At 63.4% G+C, this 20,757-nt stretch carries 22 protein-coding genes, 1 pseudogene and 1 riboswitch; of the genes and pseudogenes, 11 read left to right on the top strand and 12 right to left on the bottom strand.

Going from position 1 to position 20,757, the window contains the following annotated elements:
- Positions 1 to 78 precede the first annotated feature (78 nt).
- Positions 79 to 2,235 (top strand): annotated as a pseudogene (hrpB, locus tag RT21_RS14130) (ATP-dependent helicase HrpB); the annotation flags it as partial.
- Positions 2,236 to 2,316: 81 nt separating this feature from the next.
- On the opposite strand, the gene RT21_RS14125 reads toward hrpB, so the two are convergent.
- Positions 2,317 to 3,054, bottom strand: a complete 738-nt coding sequence (locus RT21_RS14125; RefSeq protein ID WP_234463418.1) for a substrate-binding periplasmic protein — start codon at positions 3,052 to 3,054, stop codon at positions 2,317 to 2,319.
- A gap of 200 nt (positions 3,055 to 3,254) precedes the next feature.
- Here RT21_RS14125 and RT21_RS14120 point away from each other — a divergent pair, with 200 nt between their 5' ends.
- On the top strand, positions 3,255 to 4,097 hold the full coding sequence (locus RT21_RS14120) for an SDR family oxidoreductase (protein ID WP_046163216.1): 843 nt from the start codon (positions 3,255 to 3,257) through the stop codon (positions 4,095 to 4,097).
- Here RT21_RS14120 and RT21_RS14115 read toward each other — a convergent pair.
- A complete protein-coding gene (locus tag RT21_RS14115) occupies positions 4,094 to 4,528 on the bottom strand; it encodes a VOC family protein (protein ID WP_046163215.1) in 435 nt (144 codons plus the stop codon). The two genes, RT21_RS14120 and RT21_RS14115, sit on opposite strands and share 4 nt — an antisense overlap.
- A 74-nt stretch (positions 4,529 to 4,602) precedes the next feature.
- Positions 4,603 to 5,277 (bottom strand): YciC family protein, encoded by a 675-nt coding sequence (locus RT21_RS14110; protein WP_046163214.1) that lies wholly within the window; start codon positions 5,275 to 5,277, stop codon positions 4,603 to 4,605.
- A gap of 286 nt (positions 5,278 to 5,563) precedes the next feature.
- Here RT21_RS14110 and RT21_RS14105 point away from each other — a divergent pair, with 286 nt between their 5' ends.
- The 4 genes from RT21_RS14105 (at position 5,564) to RT21_RS14090 (ending at position 8,712) form a co-directional block, all read left to right on the top strand.
- Positions 5,564 to 6,037: a LabA-like NYN domain-containing protein gene (locus RT21_RS14105; protein ID WP_045424243.1), complete on the top strand. Its 474-nt coding sequence runs from the start codon at positions 5,564 to 5,566 to the stop codon at positions 6,035 to 6,037.
- Between the two features lie 153 nt (positions 6,038 to 6,190).
- The gene (locus RT21_RS14100; protein WP_046163213.1) at positions 6,191 to 7,516 is read left to right on the top strand and encodes an RNA helicase RhlE1; all 1,326 of its coding nucleotides are present in this window, start codon (positions 6,191 to 6,193) and stop codon (positions 7,514 to 7,516) included.
- Positions 7,517 to 7,693: 177 nt separating this feature from the next.
- Positions 7,694 to 8,404, top strand: a complete 711-nt coding sequence (locus RT21_RS14095) for an AzlC family ABC transporter permease (protein ID WP_046163212.1) — start codon at positions 7,694 to 7,696, stop codon at positions 8,402 to 8,404.
- Positions 8,401 to 8,712, top strand: coding sequence for an AzlD family protein (locus tag RT21_RS14090; RefSeq protein ID WP_046163211.1), 312 nt, complete (start codon positions 8,401 to 8,403; stop codon positions 8,710 to 8,712). Before RT21_RS14095 ends, RT21_RS14090 begins: the two co-directional genes overlap by 4 nt.
- Before the next feature lie 15 nt (positions 8,713 to 8,727).
- Here the strand turns inward: RT21_RS14090 and RT21_RS14085 are convergent, their stop codons facing one another.
- The 3 genes from RT21_RS14085 to RT21_RS14075 all read right to left on the bottom strand — a co-directional run bounded on the left by RT21_RS14085 (position 8,728) and on the right by RT21_RS14075 (position 12,162).
- Positions 8,728 to 9,969, bottom strand: a complete 1,242-nt coding sequence (locus RT21_RS14085) for a TIGR03862 family flavoprotein (protein WP_046163210.1) — start codon at positions 9,967 to 9,969, stop codon at positions 8,728 to 8,730.
- 133 nt (positions 9,970 to 10,102) lie between these two features.
- Complete coding sequence (locus RT21_RS14080) at positions 10,103 to 11,101, bottom strand: YrzE family protein (protein WP_045424259.1); 999 nt, start codon at positions 11,099 to 11,101, stop codon at positions 10,103 to 10,105.
- A 140-nt stretch (positions 11,102 to 11,241) separates the two neighbouring features.
- Positions 11,242 to 12,162, bottom strand: coding sequence for a histone deacetylase family protein (locus RT21_RS14075; RefSeq protein WP_046163209.1), 921 nt, complete (start codon positions 12,160 to 12,162; stop codon positions 11,242 to 11,244).
- Between the two features lie 67 nt (positions 12,163 to 12,229).
- Here RT21_RS14075 and RT21_RS14070 point away from each other — a divergent pair, with 67 nt between their 5' ends.
- Genes RT21_RS14070 through RT21_RS14060 form a run of 3 tightly spaced genes read left to right on the top strand, consistent with a single transcriptional unit; the run spans position 12,230 to position 14,347 of the window.
- Positions 12,230 to 12,841, top strand: a complete 612-nt coding sequence (locus tag RT21_RS14070; RefSeq protein WP_371263613.1) for a GNAT family N-acetyltransferase — start codon at positions 12,230 to 12,232, stop codon at positions 12,839 to 12,841.
- A 46-nt stretch (positions 12,842 to 12,887) separates the two neighbouring features.
- Positions 12,888 to 13,757 (top strand): acyl-CoA thioesterase II, encoded by an 870-nt coding sequence (tesB, locus tag RT21_RS14065; protein ID WP_045424263.1) that lies wholly within the window; start codon positions 12,888 to 12,890, stop codon positions 13,755 to 13,757.
- A complete protein-coding gene (locus RT21_RS14060; RefSeq protein ID WP_046163208.1) occupies positions 13,754 to 14,347 on the top strand; it encodes an HAD family hydrolase in 594 nt (197 codons plus the stop codon). Before tesB ends, RT21_RS14060 begins: the two co-directional genes overlap by 4 nt.
- 133 nt (positions 14,348 to 14,480) lie before the next feature.
- On the opposite strand, the gene trxA is transcribed toward RT21_RS14060, so the two are convergent.
- The 4 genes from trxA to RT21_RS14040 form a co-directional block, all read right to left on the bottom strand.
- On the bottom strand, positions 14,481 to 15,350 hold the full coding sequence (trxA, locus tag RT21_RS14055; protein WP_045424268.1) for a thioredoxin: 870 nt from the start codon (positions 15,348 to 15,350) through the stop codon (positions 14,481 to 14,483).
- A 91-nt stretch (positions 15,351 to 15,441) separates the two neighbouring features.
- Complete coding sequence (gene thpR / locus RT21_RS14050) at positions 15,442 to 15,972, bottom strand: RNA 2',3'-cyclic phosphodiesterase (RefSeq protein ID WP_046163207.1); 531 nt, start codon at positions 15,970 to 15,972, stop codon at positions 15,442 to 15,444.
- Positions 15,973 to 16,000: 28 nt separating this feature from the next.
- On the bottom strand, positions 16,001 to 16,678 hold the full coding sequence (locus RT21_RS14045; RefSeq protein ID WP_046163206.1) for a class I SAM-dependent methyltransferase: 678 nt from the start codon (positions 16,676 to 16,678) through the stop codon (positions 16,001 to 16,003).
- Positions 16,675 to 17,103 (bottom strand): YbaY family lipoprotein, encoded by a 429-nt coding sequence (locus RT21_RS14040; RefSeq protein WP_371263612.1) that lies wholly within the window; start codon positions 17,101 to 17,103, stop codon positions 16,675 to 16,677. The genes RT21_RS14045 and RT21_RS14040 overlap by 4 nt, the downstream gene beginning before the upstream one ends.
- A 114-nt stretch (positions 17,104 to 17,217) precedes the next feature.
- On the opposite strand from RT21_RS14040, the gene nrdR reads away from it, so the two are divergent.
- Together nrdR and ribD are read left to right on the top strand one after the other, a co-directional pair.
- Positions 17,218 to 17,685: a transcriptional regulator NrdR gene (gene nrdR, locus RT21_RS14035; RefSeq protein ID WP_045424280.1), complete on the top strand. Its 468-nt coding sequence runs from the start codon at positions 17,218 to 17,220 to the stop codon at positions 17,683 to 17,685.
- Complete coding sequence (gene ribD, locus RT21_RS14030) at positions 17,682 to 18,791, top strand: bifunctional diaminohydroxyphosphoribosylaminopyrimidine deaminase/5-amino-6-(5-phosphoribosylamino)uracil reductase RibD (protein ID WP_046163204.1); 1,110 nt, start codon at positions 17,682 to 17,684, stop codon at positions 18,789 to 18,791. The genes nrdR and ribD overlap by 4 nt, the downstream gene beginning before the upstream one ends.
- A gap of 15 nt (positions 18,792 to 18,806) precedes the next feature.
- Here the strand turns inward: ribD and RT21_RS14025 are convergent, their stop codons facing one another.
- Together RT21_RS14025 and RT21_RS14020 are read right to left on the bottom strand one after the other, a co-directional pair.
- Entirely contained in the window at positions 18,807 to 19,304 is a 498-nt protein-coding gene (locus RT21_RS14025) for a GNAT family N-acetyltransferase (protein ID WP_371263611.1), read from the bottom strand.
- Between the two features lie 105 nt (positions 19,305 to 19,409).
- Entirely contained in the window at positions 19,410 to 20,159 is a 750-nt protein-coding gene (locus RT21_RS14020; protein ID WP_052724753.1) for a hypothetical protein, read from the bottom strand.
- A gap of 358 nt (positions 20,160 to 20,517) precedes the next feature.
- A riboswitch (FMN riboswitch) is annotated at positions 20,518 to 20,678 on the top strand.
- The last annotated feature ends 79 nt before the right edge of the window (positions 20,679 to 20,757 follow it).

Here is a 20,757-nt window from a genome sequence, read left to right as displayed (position 1 = left end):
ATTCTTGTCCTTGCTTTGGGGTGGAAGATCCCGTATTTGCTGGGTTTAGGTATCTAATGATAAATCCATGCGAATGGCAAAATGCGTGAGCGCAGCCTGGATGCCGATCTGGCCCTGGCGCTGACCCTGAACGCACGCGTGCTGCTGCGCGATGAGCCGCTCAAGCTGCTGCTGATGTCCGCCACGCTGGAAGGCGCGCGGCTCTCCACACTGCTCGACGAGGCGCCGGTGGTGCGCAGTGAAGGGCGGATGTACCCGGTGGCCCAGCGCTGGGGGCGCCCGTATCAGACTGGTGAGCGAATTGAGCCGCGTGTGGTTCAGACCGTGCTCCAGGCGCTCGATGAAGAGCCGGGCAGCGTGCTGGTGTTTCTGCCTGGGCAGGCCGAGATTCGCCGAGTGAACGAGATGCTGGCCGAGCAGCTGGCGGATCGGGGCGAAGTGATGCTCTGCCCGCTGCACGGCGAACTGGAGCTGGCTGCCCAGCGCGCAGCCATCGAACCGGCGCCGGCCGGCAAGCGCAAGGTGGTGCTGGCGACCAACATCGCCGAGACCAGCCTCACCATCGAAGGCGTGCGCGTGGTGGTCGATGCCGGGCTGGCACGGGTGCCGCGGTTCGATCCCGGCAGCGGCATGACCCGGCTGGAAACCCGGCGCATCTCTCGAGCCTCGGCAACCCAGCGGGCCGGGCGTGCGGGGCGATTGGAGCCCGGCGCTTGCTACCGGCTGTGGTCGGAAGATCAGCACGCGCAGCTGGCCGCCTATGGCGACGCGGAAATCCTCCAGGCCGATCTGGCCGGCGTGGCTTTGCAGCTGGCGCGCTGGGGTGTCGAACCGGATGAACTGGCTTGGCTGGACCGGCCGCCTGCCGCGGCTTACGCCCAGGCACAGGACCTGCTGCAGCGCCTCGGCGCGCTCAGCCGCAACGCCCGTGGCGGTTGGCAATTGACCGCTCATGGCCAGGCCATGGCCGAGTTGCCGGCGCACCCGCGTATCGCGCATCTGTTGTTGCGTGGTCAGGCGCTGGGCCTCGCGCCGCTGGCGGCCGATCTCGCCGCACTGCTGGTGGAACGCGATATCCAGCGCGCCAGCGAGCGCGGCGGCGCTGACATTTCCACCCGTCTCGGCCTGCTCGACGGCAGCGCCGGCCGGCATGCCGGTGCGCAGCGAGTGCGGCAGCTGTCTCGCCAGTTTCGTGGTTTGCTGCGCGGCTCTTCGAGCGCGGCGCCGACGGACCCCACCGACCACCGCTGGGTGGGCGCGCTGCTGGCGTTCGCCTATCCGGACCGGATCGCTCGTCAGCGACGTGACGGCGGTGGCGAATACCGCTTGGCCAACGGTCGCGCCGCAGTATTCGGCGAACCGGATGCCTTGATGAAAGAACCCTGGCTGGTGATCGCCGAACTGGGCAGCCGCCAGGGCCAGCGCGAGGAACGCATCTACCGCGCTGCGGCGTTGGACGCTGCGCTGTTCGACGAGGTGCTGGCCGAGCAGGTCAGCCAGCGCGACGAGCTGGAATGGGATGAACGTGAAGGCGTGCTGCGAGCCGAGCGGCAGCGGCGGGTCGGTGAACTGATACTCAGCCGCGAGCCCCTGCCAGGGTTGGATGACGACGCGCGAGGTTGTGCGCTGCTTGGGCTGGTGCGCCGCAAGGGATTGGAGCTGCTGCCCTGGACCCCGGAGCTGCGCCAGTGGCAGGCGCGTATCAGCCTGCTGAGAGCGCTGGACCTGGCCACTGGCGTTACCAGCGAGTGGCCGGATGTGGGCGATGAGGCCCTGCTGGCTCGGCTGGAGGACTGGCTATTGCCCTATCTGGGCAAAGTCTCGCGGCTGGCACATTTCGCCCAGCTGGATCTGAAAGCCATGCTCGCCACCTTGCTCCCCTGGTCGCTGCCACAGCGACTCGACGAACTCGCACCGGTCGCCATCGCGGTGCCTTCCGGATCGCGGGTGCGGCTCGATTACAGCGAGTCACCGCCGGTACTGGCGGTGCGCTTGCAGGAGCTGTTCGGATTGGGCGATACGCCACGTGTCGCCGGTGGGCGACTGCCGGTGAAGCTGCACCTGCTGTCACCGGCGCGCCGCCCGGTGCAGGTTACGCAAGACCTGGCGAGCTTTTGGGCGAACACCTACCTGGAAGTGAAGAAAGACCTGAAAGGCCGATACCCGAAACATTATTGGCCCGATGACCCGCTGGTAGCAGAGCCCACTGCCCGCGCCAAACCCCGCGGGACCTGATGGAACGGCGTCGATCCTTAGGCTTCACCAGAAGGACGGCCGTCTCCGGTCCCCCGCAAGCGTTCAGCTGCAGCCTGGACTCTACTTCGGCAGGCTCAGGTCTTCACCGGCTGCTGACATCTCGGCATAGGCTCGGTCTAGCGAATCGACGACGGCCTGACTGTCTTCCGTGTGGCGGGACACGATGAAGCGAATGGCGACCTTATGCAGCTCCACATGGGGAAGCGCCTCCATGCCGAGGCGATTCAGGGCCTGGCTCACCGGAACCTCGTAGTCGAGCAGATAGTCTGCACGGCGCTGTTTCAACATCTCCAATGCTGAGGTGTGGGTGGCCGTCCGGTGGAGGCGAATCTGCAGCTGCGGGTCGTGCAGCATCTGGTTCACCTGTGGCCAGTAGTTGTAGCCGCCAATGATGATGACGCCGCGTTTGCGCAGGCTGCTGGGCATGGTCGGGCGTGGGGTGTCGGGCCGGTGATAGAGGTTGAGGCTGATTTGGGCGAGGGTTTCCCGGCCCTCCAGCGTGTCGGCTTGCAGCTCAGGTTTGCCCGGCGCGCCGGGCCAGATATCGACAGTGCCGTTCTGCAGGGCCGCGTACAACCGGGCACTCGGCAGACCGCGGAATTGCGCCTGAAAACCTGCGTGGGCGAGTACGCGCCGAGTGAGATCGACCAGGGGGCCGTTGGGGCGCCCTTGGGCATCGCTGTAGATGGCTGGGGGAAAATCGTAGTAACCGACGGTCAGGGTTCTCGGCGCCTCGGACGAGGCAACGCAGGGCCCCGCCAGAGCCGCTGCAATCGGTATCCAGAATAATCGCTTCAAGGTAATTCACTGCCCCTTGTGGTTCGCGCGTAGGCAAAGCATGGGCGCCACGCGCCCGGCTGTCCAGAATGGACACTTGATCGCCGACACGCCGGCGCCGCGACCATGCCGCCAGCAGATAGAAAAGGCTGGCTATGCTGAGGCTAGAGCGTACCGTGCCTATCGGGAGCGGTTACCCGGATGACTCGATGGAGAGGTCTATGTATCGCAAGGTATTCACCAGCAAGGTGTTCGATCGCAAAGTGGTGTTGATCACCGGTGGCTGTGCCGGGATCGGCCGTGCGCTGGCCGAGCGGATGGCCCAGGCCGGCGCCAGGGTCGTGATCTTCGACCTCGATCAGAACGCCATTGACGGGCTGGTCCAGCACCTTACAGACCATCACAACGCCGATGCGCTAGGGCTGCGCTGCGATGTGTCGGATGCTGCGGCGGTGCAGCAGGCCATTGCGCTGGTGGTGGAGCGCTTCGGCGGTATCGACGTGCTGATCAACAATGCGGGTATTACTCATCGCAGCCGGGTCGCCGACACCAGCCTGGCGGTGTTCGAACGGATCATGGCGGTCAACTTTTACGGCGCGCTGCATTGCACCCAGGCGGCCTTGCCGAGCCTGATAGCCCGTGAAGGACAGATCATCGTGCTCAGTTCACTCTCGCAATACGCGCCGGTGCCAGACCGCGGCGCCTACAACGCCAGCAAACATGCGCTGCATGGATTGTTCGAAACCCTACGCAGCGAACTGACCGATACCGGTGTCAACGTGATGCTGGTGTGTCCGGGGTACACCGCGACGGATCTGCGCAAGAACGTGTTGATTGGCGATGGCTCTACCGCGCCACAGCCTGTTTTGACGGTGGGCCGCGTGGCGTCGCCGCAGGACGTGGCGGAATCCATCTATCAAGGCGCGTTGAAGCGGCGACGGTTGTTGGTGCTGTCGAACCTCGACTGGCGGGCTCGGCTGGTGGCGCGCTGCTTCCCGCGCACCTTCGAGCACCTGCTGTTGCCGCGGCTGGCCGGTGCTCGGACTTCATCCGGCGCGGGCTAGGCGGTCGGTGCGTCGCCGTAGAGTTCTTGAGCCAGCTTCATGTCCCAATAGGCAGCCTCGACCTTGTGGCCATCCAGGTCGCGCACGAAGCAGCCGTAGTAGGGCTCGCCATATTCTTCACGCGGGCCGGGTGCGCCTTCATCCGTGGCGCCGGCAGCCAGCGCGGCGCGATGAAACGCATCGACCGAGGCCTTGTCCGCTGCGAAGAAACCGATATGGGTGCCGTTCCCAATGCTGGCTGGTTGGCCGTCGATCGGCGTTTGCAGCCAGAACTCAGGGTATTCACGCCCCCAGGCGATCGCACCCGGATGAGCCATGATGCGCTTACACCCGAGCGTGCTGAGGGTCTGATCGTAGAAGGCAGCGGCTTCATCGAAGCGATTGCTGCCGAGGGATACGTGGGACAGGATGCTGGGGTTCTGGTCGGTCATCAGTGCGGCCTCCTTGACGGGTGGAGACCAAGCCTAGCTCGTCAAATCGCGGTCTGCCGCCTTGCCGATCAACGTTATTGCTTCTGATCGCCGCCCGGTTCGCTGCAAAGCATGAAGCAGCGGAACAGCACCACCGTCGCCAATAGCTGCACCAGCCCGACCACACTGTCGACCACCACGGCGAGCGCTCCAGGCGCTGTCTCCCCCGCCCAGAATTGTGCGGCCACCCAGGCTTCCAGAAGCCACAGCGGCACCAGCACGACGAGGATGCAGCCGAGAATCAGCAGAAAATGGCCGCGGGTCTGCAGGAAGCTTTCCTTCAGTGCTGCCAGCGGACTCAAGCCGCGCATCACCAACAGGTATTCGGCAAAGGCGATCTTGACCATGATCCACAGCCCCGGCAGCACGAACAGCGAGGCGCCGAGCATGATCAGCAAGGTGCCTAGCCCGGCCAGTACCGCCATCGACGGCCACAGCGGCAATGCACGCCTCATCACCTCGCGCAGCGGCGGTGCATGACCGCGGCTGCGCGCATCGAGGAACAGGATCAAAGCGGCGATATACAGCGGGTAGAAGACGAGTCCGATCAGCAGCTCCTGTGCCGGCATGGCACCTTTGCCGAACAGATGGTCGATGGCCAGGCGGGCGAGGCTCTCCAGCAGAATCAGCGGCAGGCAGAGGCGTGCAATGGACAGCAAATTGCGCGAGTAGAAGAACCAGGCGTCACGGAGGATGGACAGGACATTCATCGCAGGGCGGCAACTCGTGGGAAAAACCAGGCGCGCACTTTAGCAGGCCGTTGGAAAAAGTAGGCGAGGCGGGCAAGACGAGGTGCAACGACCATCGCGGGTCAAAGCAGCCGACGACGCAGAGGGTAGTGTTCTAAATCATTTGACCGGGCTGGCGATCCAGACTGTTTTTTACGAAGCATTGCCAACGTAGTTTCAATGGCCTGATGAGCCCAAACGGCCGGCCGGCGACAGCCGCGCTATCGCAGTCCATACTGGCTGGCCATTCCTCCGCTCGGGTTGCCGCGTGAAGAAGATTGCCCTGTTTGCTGATGTGCAGAACCTCTACTACACGGTGCGCCAGGCCCACGGCTGCCATTTCAACTACGCGGCGTTGTGGGCCGACGTCAGTGAGCGCGGCGAGATCGTGGAGGCCTATGCCTATGCCATCGATCGGGGGGACGCCAAGCAGCAGCAGTTCCAGCAGATCCTGCGCAACCTCGGCTTCACGGTGAAGCTAAAACCGTATATCCAACGCAGCGACGGCTCGGCCAAGGGCGACTGGGATGTAGGGATCACCATCGACGTGCTGGACGTGGTGGGGCAGGTCGACGAAGTGGTACTGGCGTCGGGAGATGGTGACTTCGATTTGCTGCTCGACCGGGTGCGCGCTGGCGGCGCCGAGGCGACGGCCTATGGTGCGCCGGGCCTGACAGCCAACTCGTTGATTCGCGCGGCGTCGCGTTACGTGCCCATCGAAGGCAAGCTCCTGCTGCGATAGGGCTGTCGGCCCGTCACTCCTGGGGCTGCCAGTGCCGCATGTTCCATTCGGCGGCCAACGGTGGATGTCGAAAGCGACATCCACCCTACGCTCAGCTTCCTGCTTCCTTTCGAGTAAACTGCGCAGCCTGTTTTCGTCCTTCCGGTTACCGTCATGACCTTCGCCTCTTTGGGCCTGATCGATCAGCTGCTACGCACCCTCGAATCGCTTGAATACACCCAGCCGACGCCGGTCCAGGCCAAGGCGATTCCGGCTGTGCTCAAGGGCCGCGACCTGATGGCCGCCGCGCAGACCGGCACCGGCAAGACTGCGGGTTTCGCCTTGCCGCTGTTGCAGCGCCTGCTGCACGAAGGGCCGCAAGTGGCGAGCAACTCGGTCCGCGCGCTGGTGCTGGTGCCGACCCGTGAGCTGGCCGAGCAGGTGCACGAGAGCTTCAGAACCTACGGCCAGGACCTGCCGCTGCGCACCTATGCGGTCTACGGCGGCGTCAGCATCAATCCGCAGATGATGGCCTTGCGCAAGGGCATCGACGTGCTGGTCGCCACACCCGGGCGGTTGCTGGATCTGTATCGACAGAACGCGGTGAAGTTCAGCCAGGTGCAGGCGCTGGTGCTGGATGAGGCCGATCGGATGCTCGACCTCGGCTTTTCCGAAGAGCTGGACGCGCTGTTCAGTGCACTCCCGAAAAAGCGGCAGACCTTGCTGTTTTCCGCGACCTTCTCCGACCCAATTCGGCAGATGGCGCAGGAGCTGCTGCGCGATCCTCTGTCCATCGAGGTTAGCCCGCGCAATGCTGCGGCGAAAACCGTGAAGCAGTGGCTGGTGCCGGTGGACAAGAAGCGCAAGTCCGAGCTGTTTCTGCATCTGCTGGCGGAAAAGCGCTGGGGGCAGGTGCTGGTGTTCGTCAAGACGCGCAAGGGCGTCGACCAGCTTGTGGATGAGTTGCAGGCGCAGGGCGTCAGCAGCGACGCGATCCACGGCGACAAGCCGCAGGCGTCGCGGTTGCGCGCGCTGGAACGTTTCAAAGCGGGCGAAGTGCAGGTGTTGGTGGCCACGGATGTGGCCGCGCGAGGCCTGGACATCCATGACTTGCCACAGGTGGTCAATTTCGACCTGCCTACCGTTGCCGAGGACTATGTGCACCGTATCGGCCGGACAGGCCGGGCGGGCGCAACGGGCGAGGCCGTGTCGCTGGTCGCCGCCGATGAGGTCGATCAGCTCGCAGCCATCGAGACGCTGATTCAGCAAGTTCTGCCGCGCCACGACGAGCCGGGTTTCGTCCCGGATCATCGGGTGCCGACCACCCAGCCGGGCGGGCAGATCATCAAGAAACCGAAAAAGCCGAAGAAGCCTAAAGAGTCGGCTGGCAAAGGCCGTGTTCATCTGGGCAACTGGTTCGATGAGAGCGAGAAACCCAACGCCAAGCCGATCCGCAAGGTGCCGAGCCTGGGCGGAACGAAGCCGACCAAAAAGCGCTGACCGAGGCGGGTGGCGCGCCGTGCGGGCGTGTCAGCAGGTTGCGTGTTTGTCGCATTGAGATGGCAACAATGGATGAACGCCGGTTTGCCTGATTGCTCGTGACGCCGGGCGTCAGATTGAGAAGGCCTGAGGCTTTGCGTTTTTCATACATGCAAGACAGCACAGGAGAGATCGCTTTTGGCACACGCGCAAGCGGAGCTTCACTCGCTTAGCCGAGCTGACGTATGGGCCGGGTTCAGGCAATTGACGCCGATCTCGCTATTCGTTGTGGTGTTTGGGCTGGCCTTTGGCTTGGCCGCGACGCAGGCGGGGCTGAACGACTATTCGATACTGATGATGAGCGCGCTGGTCTTCGCCGGCGCCTCGCAATTCGCCTCGTTGGAACTCTGGGGCACGCATGTTCCGGTCGTTCCGCTGGTGGTCACCGTGTTTGCTGTCAATGCGCGACACCTGCTGATGGGCGCGACGCTATACCCCTATCTGCAGCACCTGCAGCCGGCGAAGCGCTACGCGGTGATGCTCGTTGTTTCGGATGCCAACTGGGCCATGTCCATGCAGGCGTTCAGTCTCGGCAGGCCGGGGTTAGGCATCTTGTTCGGCGGTGGTCTGGCGCTCTGGACGTTCTGGGTATTGGGCACCTGGCTGGGGCTTTATTTCGGCAGCGCCATCCACGATCCGGTCAGCTGGGGGCTGGACATGGTCATGGGCTGTTTCCTCCTGGCGATGGTCGTCGGCGGCAAGAAAGATCTGCGGATGAGTGTGATCTGGATCGTCGCGGGTGGCGCCTCGATGTTGGCGTACTGGTATCTGCCCGCCAATAGCCATGTGGTGGTCGGGGCGCTTGCCGGTGGTCTGTTGGGCGCGCTGTGGATGGAGAAACCGACATGACGCTGGAAACGGCGGGATCCGGCACGCTGATCGTCATTTTGATCATGGCGGTGGTCACTCTGGCGACTCGCTGGGGTGGTGTGTTTGCCATGTCGTTCGTGCCCATCAGCCGCCGAACCGAGCAGTTCATCAGCGCCATGTCCGGCTCGGTGCTGGTGGCACTGCTGACACCCATGGCAGTCAACGGCGATAACGGTGCCCGGCTGGCTTTCCTCGCCACGGCGGTGACCATGCTGCTGTTGAAGAAGCCGTTGCCGGCCATCGCGGCTGGAATCATCGCCGTGGCGCTGTTCAGGCATCTGGCTTAAGCGAGCGCCGTTCCTTCAGGTACTGGGTGGGTTAGCAATCCCCAACCAGCGCAGCATGCCCACCGCTGCCGCTCGACCACTGGCGAAACAGGCGGTCAGCAGGTAGCCCCCGGTGGGGGCTTCCCAATCCAGCATTTCTCCTGCGCAGAACACGCCCGGCACCTGTCGCAGCATCAGTCCGTCGTCCAGCACCTCGAACGGCACGCCGCCGGCACTGCTGATGGCTTCGTCCAGCGGGCGGGGGCGCAGCAGCTCGATGGGCAGGGCCTTGATCGCGTTCGCTAAACGCTGCGGGTCATCGAAGGCGTCAGCAGGCGCGAGTTCCCGCAACAACCCCGCCTTGACGCCATCAAGGCCGAGTTGGCGCTTGAGGTGCTTGGCCATGGACTGCGAACCGCGCGGTTTGGCCAAGGCGCGAAAGATCCTCTCCAGCGAATGATCGGGTAGCAGGTCCAGCGTGACTGTGGCGCTACCGTTCTGCTCGATCGCCTGGCGGATCTTGGCGGACAACGCATACACCAGGCTGCCCTCGATGCCGGTGGCGGTGACCACGAACTCACCCTTGCGTGGTGCGCGTTCGGCGAGACCGAGGCTGACGGTTTTCAGCGGCGCGCCAGCGAATTTTTCCTGCAGGTGCGAACTCCAGCCTGCCACCTCGAAGCCGCAGTTGGCGGGCCGCAGCGCGTTGACTGCAATGCCGCGGCGTTCCAGCACAGGGACCCAGGCACCGTCGGAGCCCAGGCGTGCCCAGCTGCCACCACCCAACGCGAATAGCACCGCGTCGGCGTCGACACTGATCTCACCCGACGGCGCAAGCAGACGCAAGCTGCCGTCGGTGTTCCAACCCAGCCAGCGATGGCGCGTATGGATTTGCACGCCCGCGTCACGCAGGCGGCGCAGCCAGGCGCGCAGCAACGGTGCAGCCTTCATGTCCGAGGGAAACACTCGCCCGGAACTGCCAACGAAGGTGTCGATGCCCAGCCCGTGAATCCATTCGCGCAAAACCTCGGGGTTGAAGGCGTCCAGCAGCGGGCGCAGTTCGGCGGCACGCTCGCGATAGCGCGCCACAAATGGCTCGAAGGCCTCGGAATGGGTGATGTTCATCCCGCCGACGCCGGCCAGCAGGAATTTGCGACCGACCGAGGGCATGGCGTCATAGAGATCGACGGCAACGCCCGCCTGGCTCATCACTTCGGCAGCCATCAGCCCGGCGGGGCCGCCGCCAATGATCGCGACGCGAGATTTTGGGGTACGCATTGGAACGTCGCCGTGGTTCAGGGGCGGCCATTCTAGCGGCTCGCGATGGGAAGTTTGCAGCGACGATGGAGAGAGCGGGGCGCGGTGCGGAGTAAGAGAATCCCCGGCGCAGGGCGCGCCGGGGTGCAGGCTGTTAAACCGCGTCGGACTGTTTGGGCTGACGGCGATAGCCGAACATACCGGCGAACCCAGCAACGGCACCAGTGATCAACATCGTGATCAGCAAAGCCCAGCTGGCCTGCGATACACGCTTGGCCGCCTGGCCGGCGACTTCACGGGCCTTCTGCTCGGCCTGGGCCTGCAGCTCTTTAAACTTCACATAGGCTTCCTGATACTGCTGCTCGATCTGGCTGACCATCTGCTCGGCTTCCTGCTGGCTCATGTTGCCGCGCTCCTGTATCAGGTTGACCATCGCTTCGCGGTCGGCGGCATTCAGAGCTTCCTCACCTTTCTGCTGGATGCGGTCGATTAGTTGCGATATCTGCTCGTCGGCCTGCTGAGGATTCTGCTGGGCTTGCTCGGCGCGATTCTGAGCCTGCTGCTGAACCTGTTGTACGTCTTGCTCAAGGTTCTGCGGGGCCAGTTGCGGCTTGCCGGTCTGGCGCAGTGCCTTCTTGATTTCAGCCTCGATATTGCTCAGATCGAGATTGATGTCAGCCTGCTTGACCTGCTGCTTGATCTCACCACCGATAGCGGGCGCCATGGACGCAACACTAGAGCCAACCGCTTGCAAAGTTGAGCCCGCCACGCTGGCTGTGCCCGAGACAGCCGAACCGACCAGGCTGGCAATCAGATACACCGTGACCAGTGTCGTGACTGCCCACACCAACAAGCCGTGCAACATGCCGTGACGGGGCGCCATACGGCCCGCGATGTAGCCGCCGATGGCCAGTGATATGACACCGGCAAGCACCATCCAGATAATCGCGCCCATGCCGAGGCCCGCAACGGGATTGTGTTCAGTTGCGGGATCGATCGTGGAAGCGCCGATGGCCGTGCCAAGCAAGTGCAGCAGTAGTGAAACCACAAGTGCCAAAGCGATACCTGCAAACACAGCGCTCCAGGAGGTGTGCTTCAAGAAATGGCTCCGGCCATTGGGGTAGGCGGTGGTGGTGTGATCGGTTTCGAGCATCGGTGATTCCTCGTTGTTATGGTCATTTAGTGCTCGCAAACAGCGGCTTAGTCGTGCTGCATGGGTCAGCCACACATAGAAGTGAGGGTTTCGTTGCCGGTTGAAGTTCCGCGCTGCGGCCGTCGTTGTGACCAGTGGTGTCAGCCCAGGCCGTGTCGCTGCCAGGCCTTCGCGGCGCTGAAGTGCAGCTGCGCATGGCGCCGTGCGAGCAGGGCGCGGTCCTTGTCGTAGCCGCCGCCGATCACGCCAACCACCGGAATGTCTCGCCCCAGACAGTGTTCGATCACGGCGCTGTCGCGCATGGCCAGGCCTTCGTCGCTGAGCTCAAGCAGACCCAGCGCGTCATCACGGTGCACATCGACACCGGCGTCATAGATGACCAGATCCGGCTGATACAGCGGCAGCAGGTAGCTGAGCGTATCGTCGACGACCTTCAGGTAATCCGCATCGCCAAGGCCCGGCGCCAAACCGATGTCCCAATCGCTGCGGGCCTTGCGCGTCGGGAAATTCTTTTCGCAATGCAGTGACACAGTGACGGCATCCGGTACCTGCTCGAGGATCCGTGCGGTGCCGTCACCCTGATGCACATCGCAATCGAAGATCAGCACACGACCGACACGGCCACTCTCCAGCAGGGAAAGGGCGATGATGGCCAGGTCGTTGAATATGCAGAAGCCGGAGGCATGATCGTGATGGGCATGGTGGGTGCCACCCGCCAGGTGACAGGCCAGGCCGTGCTGCAATGCAAGGTCTGCGGCCAGCAGCGAGCCGCCTACTGCACGTACGGTGCGCTTCGCCAGTTGCGGGCTCCAGGGCAGGCCCAGGCGGCGCAGTTCGTCGCGGCTCATGTCGCCGCTGCAGTAGCGCTCGACGTAGTTACGGTCATGTGCGAGCGCCAGCATATCGGGTGGGCAGAGTTCGGGACGCAACAGCGCCGCATCCGTGGTCAAACCGCAATCAACGAGATGGTCGCGCAGCAGGCGGAACTTCTCCATGGGGAAGCGGTGTCCCGGCGGCAGAGCGGGGCTGTAATCGTCGTGAAATACCAACGGCAGGGACATCGAATCGGGCCCGTTGAGGTCAACCGCGAGTATGCAGAGCCGTTACCGAAGTCTTCAAGGAAACAGAATGGACGAACCGATGGAACGTATTGAATTGGAAACACCGCGCTTGCGTCTGCGTGCCTGGCGTGATGACGATCTCGATGCATTGGCCGAGCTGTGCAGCGACCCGCTGGTGATGCGCTATTTCCCCGAGTTGCTGTCGCGCGACGAATGCGCGGCGGCGATGGCGCGCAGCCGGATCCATTTCGCGCGGTTCGGCTTCGGGTTCTGGGCGCTGGAGCTCAAAAGCGATGGGCAATTCATCGGAATGGCCGGGCTGGCCTGGAGCCGTTTGCAGCTGCCGTTCTGCCCAGCGGTGGAAATCGGCTGGCGGCTCGCCCATGAGCATTGGGGGCAAGGCTTCGCGCGCGAAGCGGCAGAGGCATCGCTGGCGTGCGGTTTCGAGCGGCTGCAGCTCCCGGAGGTGGTGGCCTACACCGCGGCGATCAACGAGCCTTCGCTGGGGTTGATGCAGGCGTTGGGCATGCGGCATGAACCAGCGGGTGACTTTGACCATCCGATGATTTCCGAAGGGCATCCGCTGCGCCCTCATTCGCTGTATCGAATCACGCGGGATGAATGGGTAGCGCTTCGCCGACAAGCGCTACCAGTGGAGCCGCTTCTACGGAATCCGTAACATTGCGCGCCTGCCTCGTGCCTCGCATACATAAAGGAACTACACCATGAGCGACACCCTAGACACGCTGGTCAACCTGCTGTCGCTGGAGCGAATTGAAGAAAACCTCTTCCGGGGTGCCAGCCAGGACCTGGGCTTTCCCCAGCTGTTCGGTGGCCAGGTGGTCGGTCAGGCGCTGTCCGCGGCCAGCCAGACGGTGGCGCCGGAGCGTCACGTCCATTCGATGCACGGCTACTTCCTGCGGCCTGGTGATTCCCACCAGCCGGTGGTCTATGACGTTGACCGCGTGCGCGACGGTGGCAGTTTCACCACGCGCCGGGTCAGCGCGATCCAGAAAGGGCAGACCATCTTTACCTGCAGCGCGTCGTTCCAGGCCGACGAGACCGGGTTCGAGCATCAGTTGCCGATGCCCGACGTGGTCGGTCCCGAGGACCTGCTCAGCGAATGGGAGCTGTTGCACAAACTGACGCCGCTGATTCCGGCGCGTGTGGCAGAAAAGCTGCGCCGTCCGAAACCCATCGAGATCCGCCCGGTCACGCTGCAGGATCCGATCAACCCGCAGCCGATCGAGCCGGTCCGGCATATCTGGTTCCGTGCCGATGGCTCGCTGCCGGACAACCCGGCGCTGCACAAATACCTTGTCGCCTACGCCTCGGACTTCAGCTTTATCGGTACCGCACTGCAGCCACACGGCGTCAGCTCCTGGAGCAAGTTCATTCAGCTGGCAAGCCTGGACCATGCCATCTGGTTCCATCGCGAAGTGCGCGCCGACGAGTGGTTGCTTTATTCCATGGACAGCCCCTGGGCCGGCAACGCGCGTGGTTTCGCGCGCGGCAGTATCTTCAACCGCGCCGGGCAGCTGGTTGCCTCGGTGGCGCAGGAAGGCCTGATTCGCGTGCGCGAGGATTGGAAGTGAGCCTGGCCGATGCGCGGCACTGGGTGTTCGACATGGACGGCACCCTAACGCTTGCCGTGCACGACTTCCCGGCGATCAAGCGCGCTCTGGATATTCCCGAAGACGACGACATCCTCCATCACCTCGCCGCGCTGCCGGCTGAAGAGGCCGCCGGCAAGCGCGCCTGGTTGCTCGAGCACGAACGCGAACTGGCCTATGCCGCGACACCGGCGCCAGGCGCCCGTGAACTCCTGCATACGTTGCGTGATCGCGGTTGCCGGCTCGGCGTGCTGACGCGCAACGCACATGAGTTGGCGCTGGTAACCCTGCAGGCAGTGGGCATGGGTGACTGCTTCGCCAGCGATGACATCCTCGGCCGTGACGAAGCGCCGCCGAAACCCGATCCGGGCGGGTTAATGCATCTGGCGGACAAGTGGCGCATCGAACCCAGCGAACTGGTGATGGTGGGCGATTACCGCTTCGATCTGGAATGCGCCAAGGCGGCGGGTGCGCGCGGCGTGCTGGTCAACCTGCCGGAAAACCCCTGGCCGGAGCTGACCGAGCTGCACGCCCGTGATTGCATGGCACTGCGCCAGTTACTCGAGGGCTAGGCGGGAGAACAACCAACCTCGGATCGGCATGCCCAGTTAGCGGTGGCTCACGTTGTACCGATCCACGGTGGTGTCAGGCGGGACCCGCCGCGTAGATGTCAGTGCAGGCCGGGGCTGGCCCCATTCGCAGATATCAATAAAGCGCCTGGTACAGCTTGCGGCGGTAGGTGGTGACCAGCGGATGGTCACTGCCGAGCAGGTCGAATACTTGCAACAACGTCTTGTGTGGCAGGCCGTCGGCGTAGCCGCGATTGCGTACGAACAGCTTCAACAGTCCGTCCAGTGCCGCTTCGTGCTGCTGACGTGCCAGCTGCTGAATGGCCAATTGGTAGGCCGCCTCGTCATCTTCGGCGTTCTGCGCCAAACGGCTCTTGAGGTCGGCAACCTCGGGCAGGTCATTGGCCTGGCGCAGGAACGTCAGCTGCGCGCGGGCGCCAGCCAGGGCCTGCTTGTGTTCGTCGCCCTTGACGGCATCGAGCACCAACTCGGCTTCGCCGAGCTCGCCACGTTCAGCCAGGCAGCGTGCGTAGAGGATCAACGCGACAGCGTTCTCGTTGTCTTCAGCCAGCGCTTGCTTGAGGAGCTCCTCTGCCTCACCGATGCGTCCCTCGGCGAACAGCGCTTGTGCGGTTTCCAGCGAGTCCGCTTCCGGCGCAGCGGGCGCCTGCACGTGTGGCTCGAGCATGGCGCGAATCGCCGATTCCGGCTGAGCACCGGCAAAGCCATCGACCGGCTGGCCATCCTTGAACAGCACTACGGTTGGCAGGCTGCGCACGCCGAAACGCGCAACCACATCCTGCTCGATATCGCAGTTGACCTTGGCTAGCACGAGCTCGCCCTGATACTCCTCGGTGATCTTTGCCAACAGCGGCATCAGCGCTTTGCAGGGCGCGCACCACTCGGCCCAGAAATCCACCAGCACCGGCTTGTGAAAGGAGTTTTCCAGCACCAGCTGCTCGAAATTGGCGCTGGTGACGTCAAATATGTAGGGAGTCTGGCTCATTGGAATTCTCGGAATGGGCGCATGCGAAATGAGGCGTGCATGTTAAGTGGGGGCGAGCCGATTCGGAAGCAAGGGCGGCGCTGATACCCGATCAGCGACCGGGGGCCGCCAACGGCCAGCTCGCCAGTTCGCTGTAATGAACACCCGATGAGGTGTTTTCTGAGCAATAGAGGCCGAAGCGGCGCACCGGCCAATGGAATGCTGGTGGCTGGATATCCGGCAAGGCGTGAACCTGACGTGAAAGCGTGACGTGCGGCAGAAACGGCCGTGCGTCGAGCATGACGCCGTGTGTGGACAGCCCCGCGTGTAGCTGCTCGACCAGTTGGTTCAGCGGCGACGGGCTCTGGCTGGGCATCAGGCAGGCGAAATCCTTGCCGATCGTCCGCAACTGATCGAGCCGCAGCGCAAAGGCATCGACGCGCACCTTTGCCGCAAGCTGCTTCAAGCCCTCGACGGAGTCCGCGGGCTGGTTACCGAGAAAAGCCAGAGTCAGGTGCAGGTTGGCCTGGGCGACGGGCCGACCCCCTACCTCTTGGCTGTCACGCCAGTCGCAGACGGCCTCAGCGAGGTCGGAAGGGCAGGCCAGGGCGAAGAACAGGCGTAATGGTCTTTCGGTCGGCATGTTTCCTCCTGACGGCAGGCGCTGCTTGTCAGCACATCGCGACGGGCACGGCTTCGCGACGGGCGTGGTAGAGGCTGACCCGGCGAAATTCCGCAGGCTCGGCCAGGTCGGGCCAGGTACAGGCGTCAAGGATGTCCAGGCGCTGATACAGCGGGTGCTGGAAATCCCGCACGCGGGAATCGGCCACCAGCGCGACTTGGCCGCGACTGAGGAACTGATCCAGCAAGGGCAGGTTGGCCCGATCGTAGAGCACGTCGGCAACGATGATCAGGTCGTAGCGGTCAGCCTCGCTGAAAAAGTCGTCCGAATAGTTGAGCTGCACGCCGTTGAGTTCGGCGTTGGCGCGGCACGCGGCAAGGGCCAACGGATCCAGGTCGCAGGCAACAACCTCGGCCGCGCCGGCCTTCGCTGCGGCAATGGCGGCGACACCCGAACCCGAGCCGAAATCCAACACACGCTTGCCGCGCACCCATTCCGGCCGTTCGGCCAGCCAGCGCGCCAGGACCAGGCCGCTGGCCCAGCAGAAGCTCCAATAGGGCGGCTCGTCGAGGATCCGCCGGGTTTCCTCCGGGCTGAACGCCCGGTCCATATTGGCCGCATCGATCAGCCATAAACGGATATCGGTGCCGGGCAGCGACTCGATACTCAGCGAAGCGTCGCCGAGCAGCTCAGCCAAGGCTTGTTGCAGCGCAGCGGGCGGGGTCAAGGTGCTGGTACCAGATGCAGCGGGCCCAAGGACTGATTGGCCGGGCTGCTCACCTGCACGGCTGGTAGGCGCATGATCAACTGCCCCGAACGGGTCACTCGTCCACGCAGTTCCACGTCTCGACCCTGGGGGAATTTCTCGGCATTGAACTTGAGGATGAAGGGCAGCTCGGTTCCCCGACCCTGCAGCTTCACATTGCTCAGCAGGCGGTCTGGCTGGTCACGGCGGTTGACCTCCAGCAGTGCCAGCTCGACTTCGCTGTCGGCGGGGACGCCGATCAGGCTGCCGTGCAGTTCGTGCATCAGGGTGGTGGCCTGGGGCGGTTCCTCGAAGGTAACCGCCGCAGTAGGACGCTGGGATTGCTCACTCGAACACCCAACCAGAACCAGCAGCAAAGCAGGCAGAACAAAGGGGCGTAACTGCACGGACGGCTCCATAACATGATGTTGATGCGCGCCTGTATAGCAACAATCCGCTCGATTTGTCTTGCCGGCGGGATGCGCTACCATGGCTCTCCCGACGTCTGACAGCTCTAGCCCATGCATTGTCCCTTCTGTGGTGCACATGACACCAAAGTCATCGACTCGCGCCTCGTCGCCGAGGGTGATCAGGTGCGCCGTCGCCGTGAGTGCCTCGCCTGCGGTGAGCGTTTCACCACGTTTGAAACCGCCGAACTGGTCATGCCGCGGCTGATCAAGCAGGACGGCAGCCGCCAGCCGTTCGATGAGGAGAAATTGCGCGCCGGCATGCAACGCGCGCTGGAGAAGCGGCCGGTCAGCGTCGAGCGCCTCGAGGAAGCCATCGCCCACATCAAGCATCGCCTGCGCGCCACCGGCGAGCGCGAGATCAAATCACGCGTGCTGGGCGAGCTGGTGATGGTCGAGCTGCAGAAGCTCGACGAAGTTGCCTATATCCGCTTCGCCTCGGTGTATCGCCGTTTTCAGGATCTCAACGAGTTCCGCGAGGAAATCGAGCGCCTGTCACGCGAGCCTGCAAAAACCGAATGAGCACCAAGGATCACGCCTGGATGGCCCTGGCGCTGCAGCTGGCGCGCAAAGGGCTGTACTCCACGCATCCCAACCCACGGGTCGGCTGCGTCATCGTCAAGGATGGCGAACTCATCGGCGAGGGCTGGCATGTGCGTGCTGGCGAACCGCATGCCGAAGTTCACGCCCTTCGACAGGCCGGCGCCCGCGCCCGCGGTGCCACTGCCTACGTCACCCTTGAACCCTGCAGCCACCATGGCCGGACGCCGCCTTGTGCCGAAGCCTTGGTCAACGCCGGCGTTGGTCGTGTCGTCGCGGCCATGCAGGATCCGAATCCGCAGGTCGCTGGGCGTGGTCTCGAGCGCTTGCGCAGCGCCGGCATCGAAGTGGCGAGCGGGGTGCTGGAGGCGGATGCCCGCGCGCTGAATGTCGGTTTCATCAAGCGTATGGAAACCGGCCTGCCTTATCTGCGAGCGAAACTCGCCATGAGTCTGGATGGCCGTACCGCCATGGCCAGCGGCGAAAGCCAGTGGATCACCGGCCCCGCTGCCCGAGCCGAGGTCCAGCGGCTGCGTGCGCAATCGAGCGTGGTGTTGACTGGCGCCGATACGGTACTCATGGATAACGCCAGGCTGACCGTGCGTGAGTCAGAGCTAGGGCTCGATGCTGAAATGACCTCGCTGGCCATGCAGCGTCCACCGTTACGGGTGCTGGTGGATGGGCAACTGCGCGTACCGCTGGGCGCACCGTTCTTCCAGGCAGGCCCTGCGCTGGTGGCAAATACCCGTGCTGATCAGGCCGCGGTTTATCAGGCCGCGGGGCACGACTTTCTGACGGTGATAGGCGATGCGGGGCGTGTGGACCTGCAGGGTTTGCTGCGCGAGCTCGCAGACCGTGGCGCCAACGAGGTGCTGCTCGAAGCGGGTCCGCGGCTGGCTGGCGCCTTTGCAGCGCTGGGTTTGATCGACGAGTACCAGCTGTTCGTCGCGGCCAAGTTCCTGGGGTCGTCGGCCCGACCGCTGATTGACCTGCCTCTAGAGCGCATGAGCGAAGCACGCGAGCTGCAGATAAAGGATATCCGGGCCGTTGGCGAGGACTGGAAAGTCATCGCCGTACCGGCGAACTAACGCACGATCCGGCCGTTATTCGATGCCAACTTGCTGGTCATATAACGTGAATCCGCGAGCCTGGTAGTTCTGCAGCGCGCTTGGATGATCGAGGGTACAAGTGTGCACCCAGACGCGTCGCGTCCCGGGCCATTCCCATGCACTTGTGATCGCATGGCTCAGTAAGCCGCCTCCAAATCCTCGGCCGAAGAAGCCGCTTTCCAGCCCGAAATGGAGTATCTCGACGTCCTCAGCGCTACGGCGCAGCTCGTAATAGCCAGCGATGGCGCCGCGGTGGTAGGCCACCCAAGTGCGAAGATCGGGACTTTCAATTTCCCGCTGCCAGGCTTCATCGGATTGCTGAAGGCGCTCGGTCCACTGCCAGGGGCCGCCGATCAGCCGGTAGAGAAACTGATTGAAGCGAAACTGCTTGATCTCGCATTCGCTGATTAGCAAGTCCTGCGGTACGGGTTTGGCCCGTAGCTGCGAAGGCGCGGTCATCTCGAGGAAATACGTCACCGTTTGATCAGTCACTGCAAAATCTCGCTGGCAAATTCGGGGCGGCACAGCATACGCGATGGGCTCGTGATTGCTGTGCAGCGGGTGAACGTACTCGCTGAGATCACGCTTATCGGGCGGTTAGTTCACCGGCTTCAACCCGTTGTGATCGAGCTTGGCTTTTCGCTTGTTGGTGCCCAGCAGGTGCCGTGCGACTAGGCTTTCATGATGCGGATTGCCGAAGTGAAACAGCGCCGTGGCGCGCAGCATCGCGGGATCGCATTCATCATTCGCGTGCAGGCTTCGGTAACCCGAGAACAGGTAGAGATTGCCCGGCTCCAGCTTCAGGCGAATCGGTTTGAGCCAGCCGCGTCGCACCGCAAAAGCGACCAGCTTCTGGCTGGCGGTATTATGCAGCACGGCCTTTTCGATGACGTTGCGCAGGGCGTTGAAGCGGATGCGCCGCACACTGGGAAAGATGATCAGATCGCCGCAGTGCTCGCCTTCCGTCGGGATATACAACGGCAGTAGTGCAGTGACCGCCGTGGCGTCGAAGTGATAGAAGTGCGATTGCTTGAGCCCGCTGCGCCCCTGGAGACAGCGAATGACGGGAAAGATCTGCTCCGTTACGGCCGGCTCCCGGCCCGTCTGGAGTCGATAGAGTTCTGTCAGTGTCTCCTTGAACGGCTGCGACAGCGCCAGCCCTGCGATCAGGCTGCCGCCCAACGCCTCGATGCCATGAATGGCGAAATATTCGTGGTCATGGCTGGCCGCTTGCTGGTTGATGAAGGCGCGGCCCAGTTCAAGTTGCTCGGGCGAAATGTAGTGCTCAATGACCGTGTAGCCTTTGCGGTCGATCTCGGCAGCGTACGCCGCTGCCGACGGTTCCATAGCCGTAACCTCTGACATACCCAATCCCTCGTGGCACATGTGAAGGTTCGGAGCGTTCGTCCTGATCGTGTCCTGATCTGCGAGGAGGATCGGCATACTGCGAGCGGATCCTGGCTCGGCGTGTCGGTACGAAGAATGCGGGAGTGACGTTCCTTCCTGATCGCCTTGCGTTGCGTTGCATCGGGTGCGGCTGGCGGCGTCTACGATCGCCCGCTGCGATGCGTATGGACAAACAAGCGCAGCGGTAGTTGCGCTTGTTTGTCAGTAATTTTTACGGGCTGGGCTTGAGGTCAAACGGTCGTTTGTCGGCTGCAGAACCGGCGCAACTGTGGTAAAAACTGCGCCGGGCCTTAGCGGCCCACGTTCTCAGGGCGGGGTGAGATTCCCCACCGGCGGTAATAACGATGCGGTTGGCCATGCTGACCATCGTTTAGCCCGCGAGCGCTTGTCTCCGACAAGGTCAGCAGACCCGGTGTGATTCCGGGGCCGACGGTATAGTCCGGATGAGAGAGAGCGGGATGCCTCGACGGGCGCCTTTCGTGCGCGCGTCCACTCCCTATCGATCTGCAGCGCCCTGTTTTATCCAAAACAGGAGTTC

It is taken from the genome of Pseudomonas sp. 10B238 (assembly GCF_000970615.1).
GTDB lineage: Bacteria > Pseudomonadota > Gammaproteobacteria > Pseudomonadales > Pseudomonadaceae > Stutzerimonas.
This window is presented reverse-complemented; position numbering and strand designations above follow the sequence as displayed.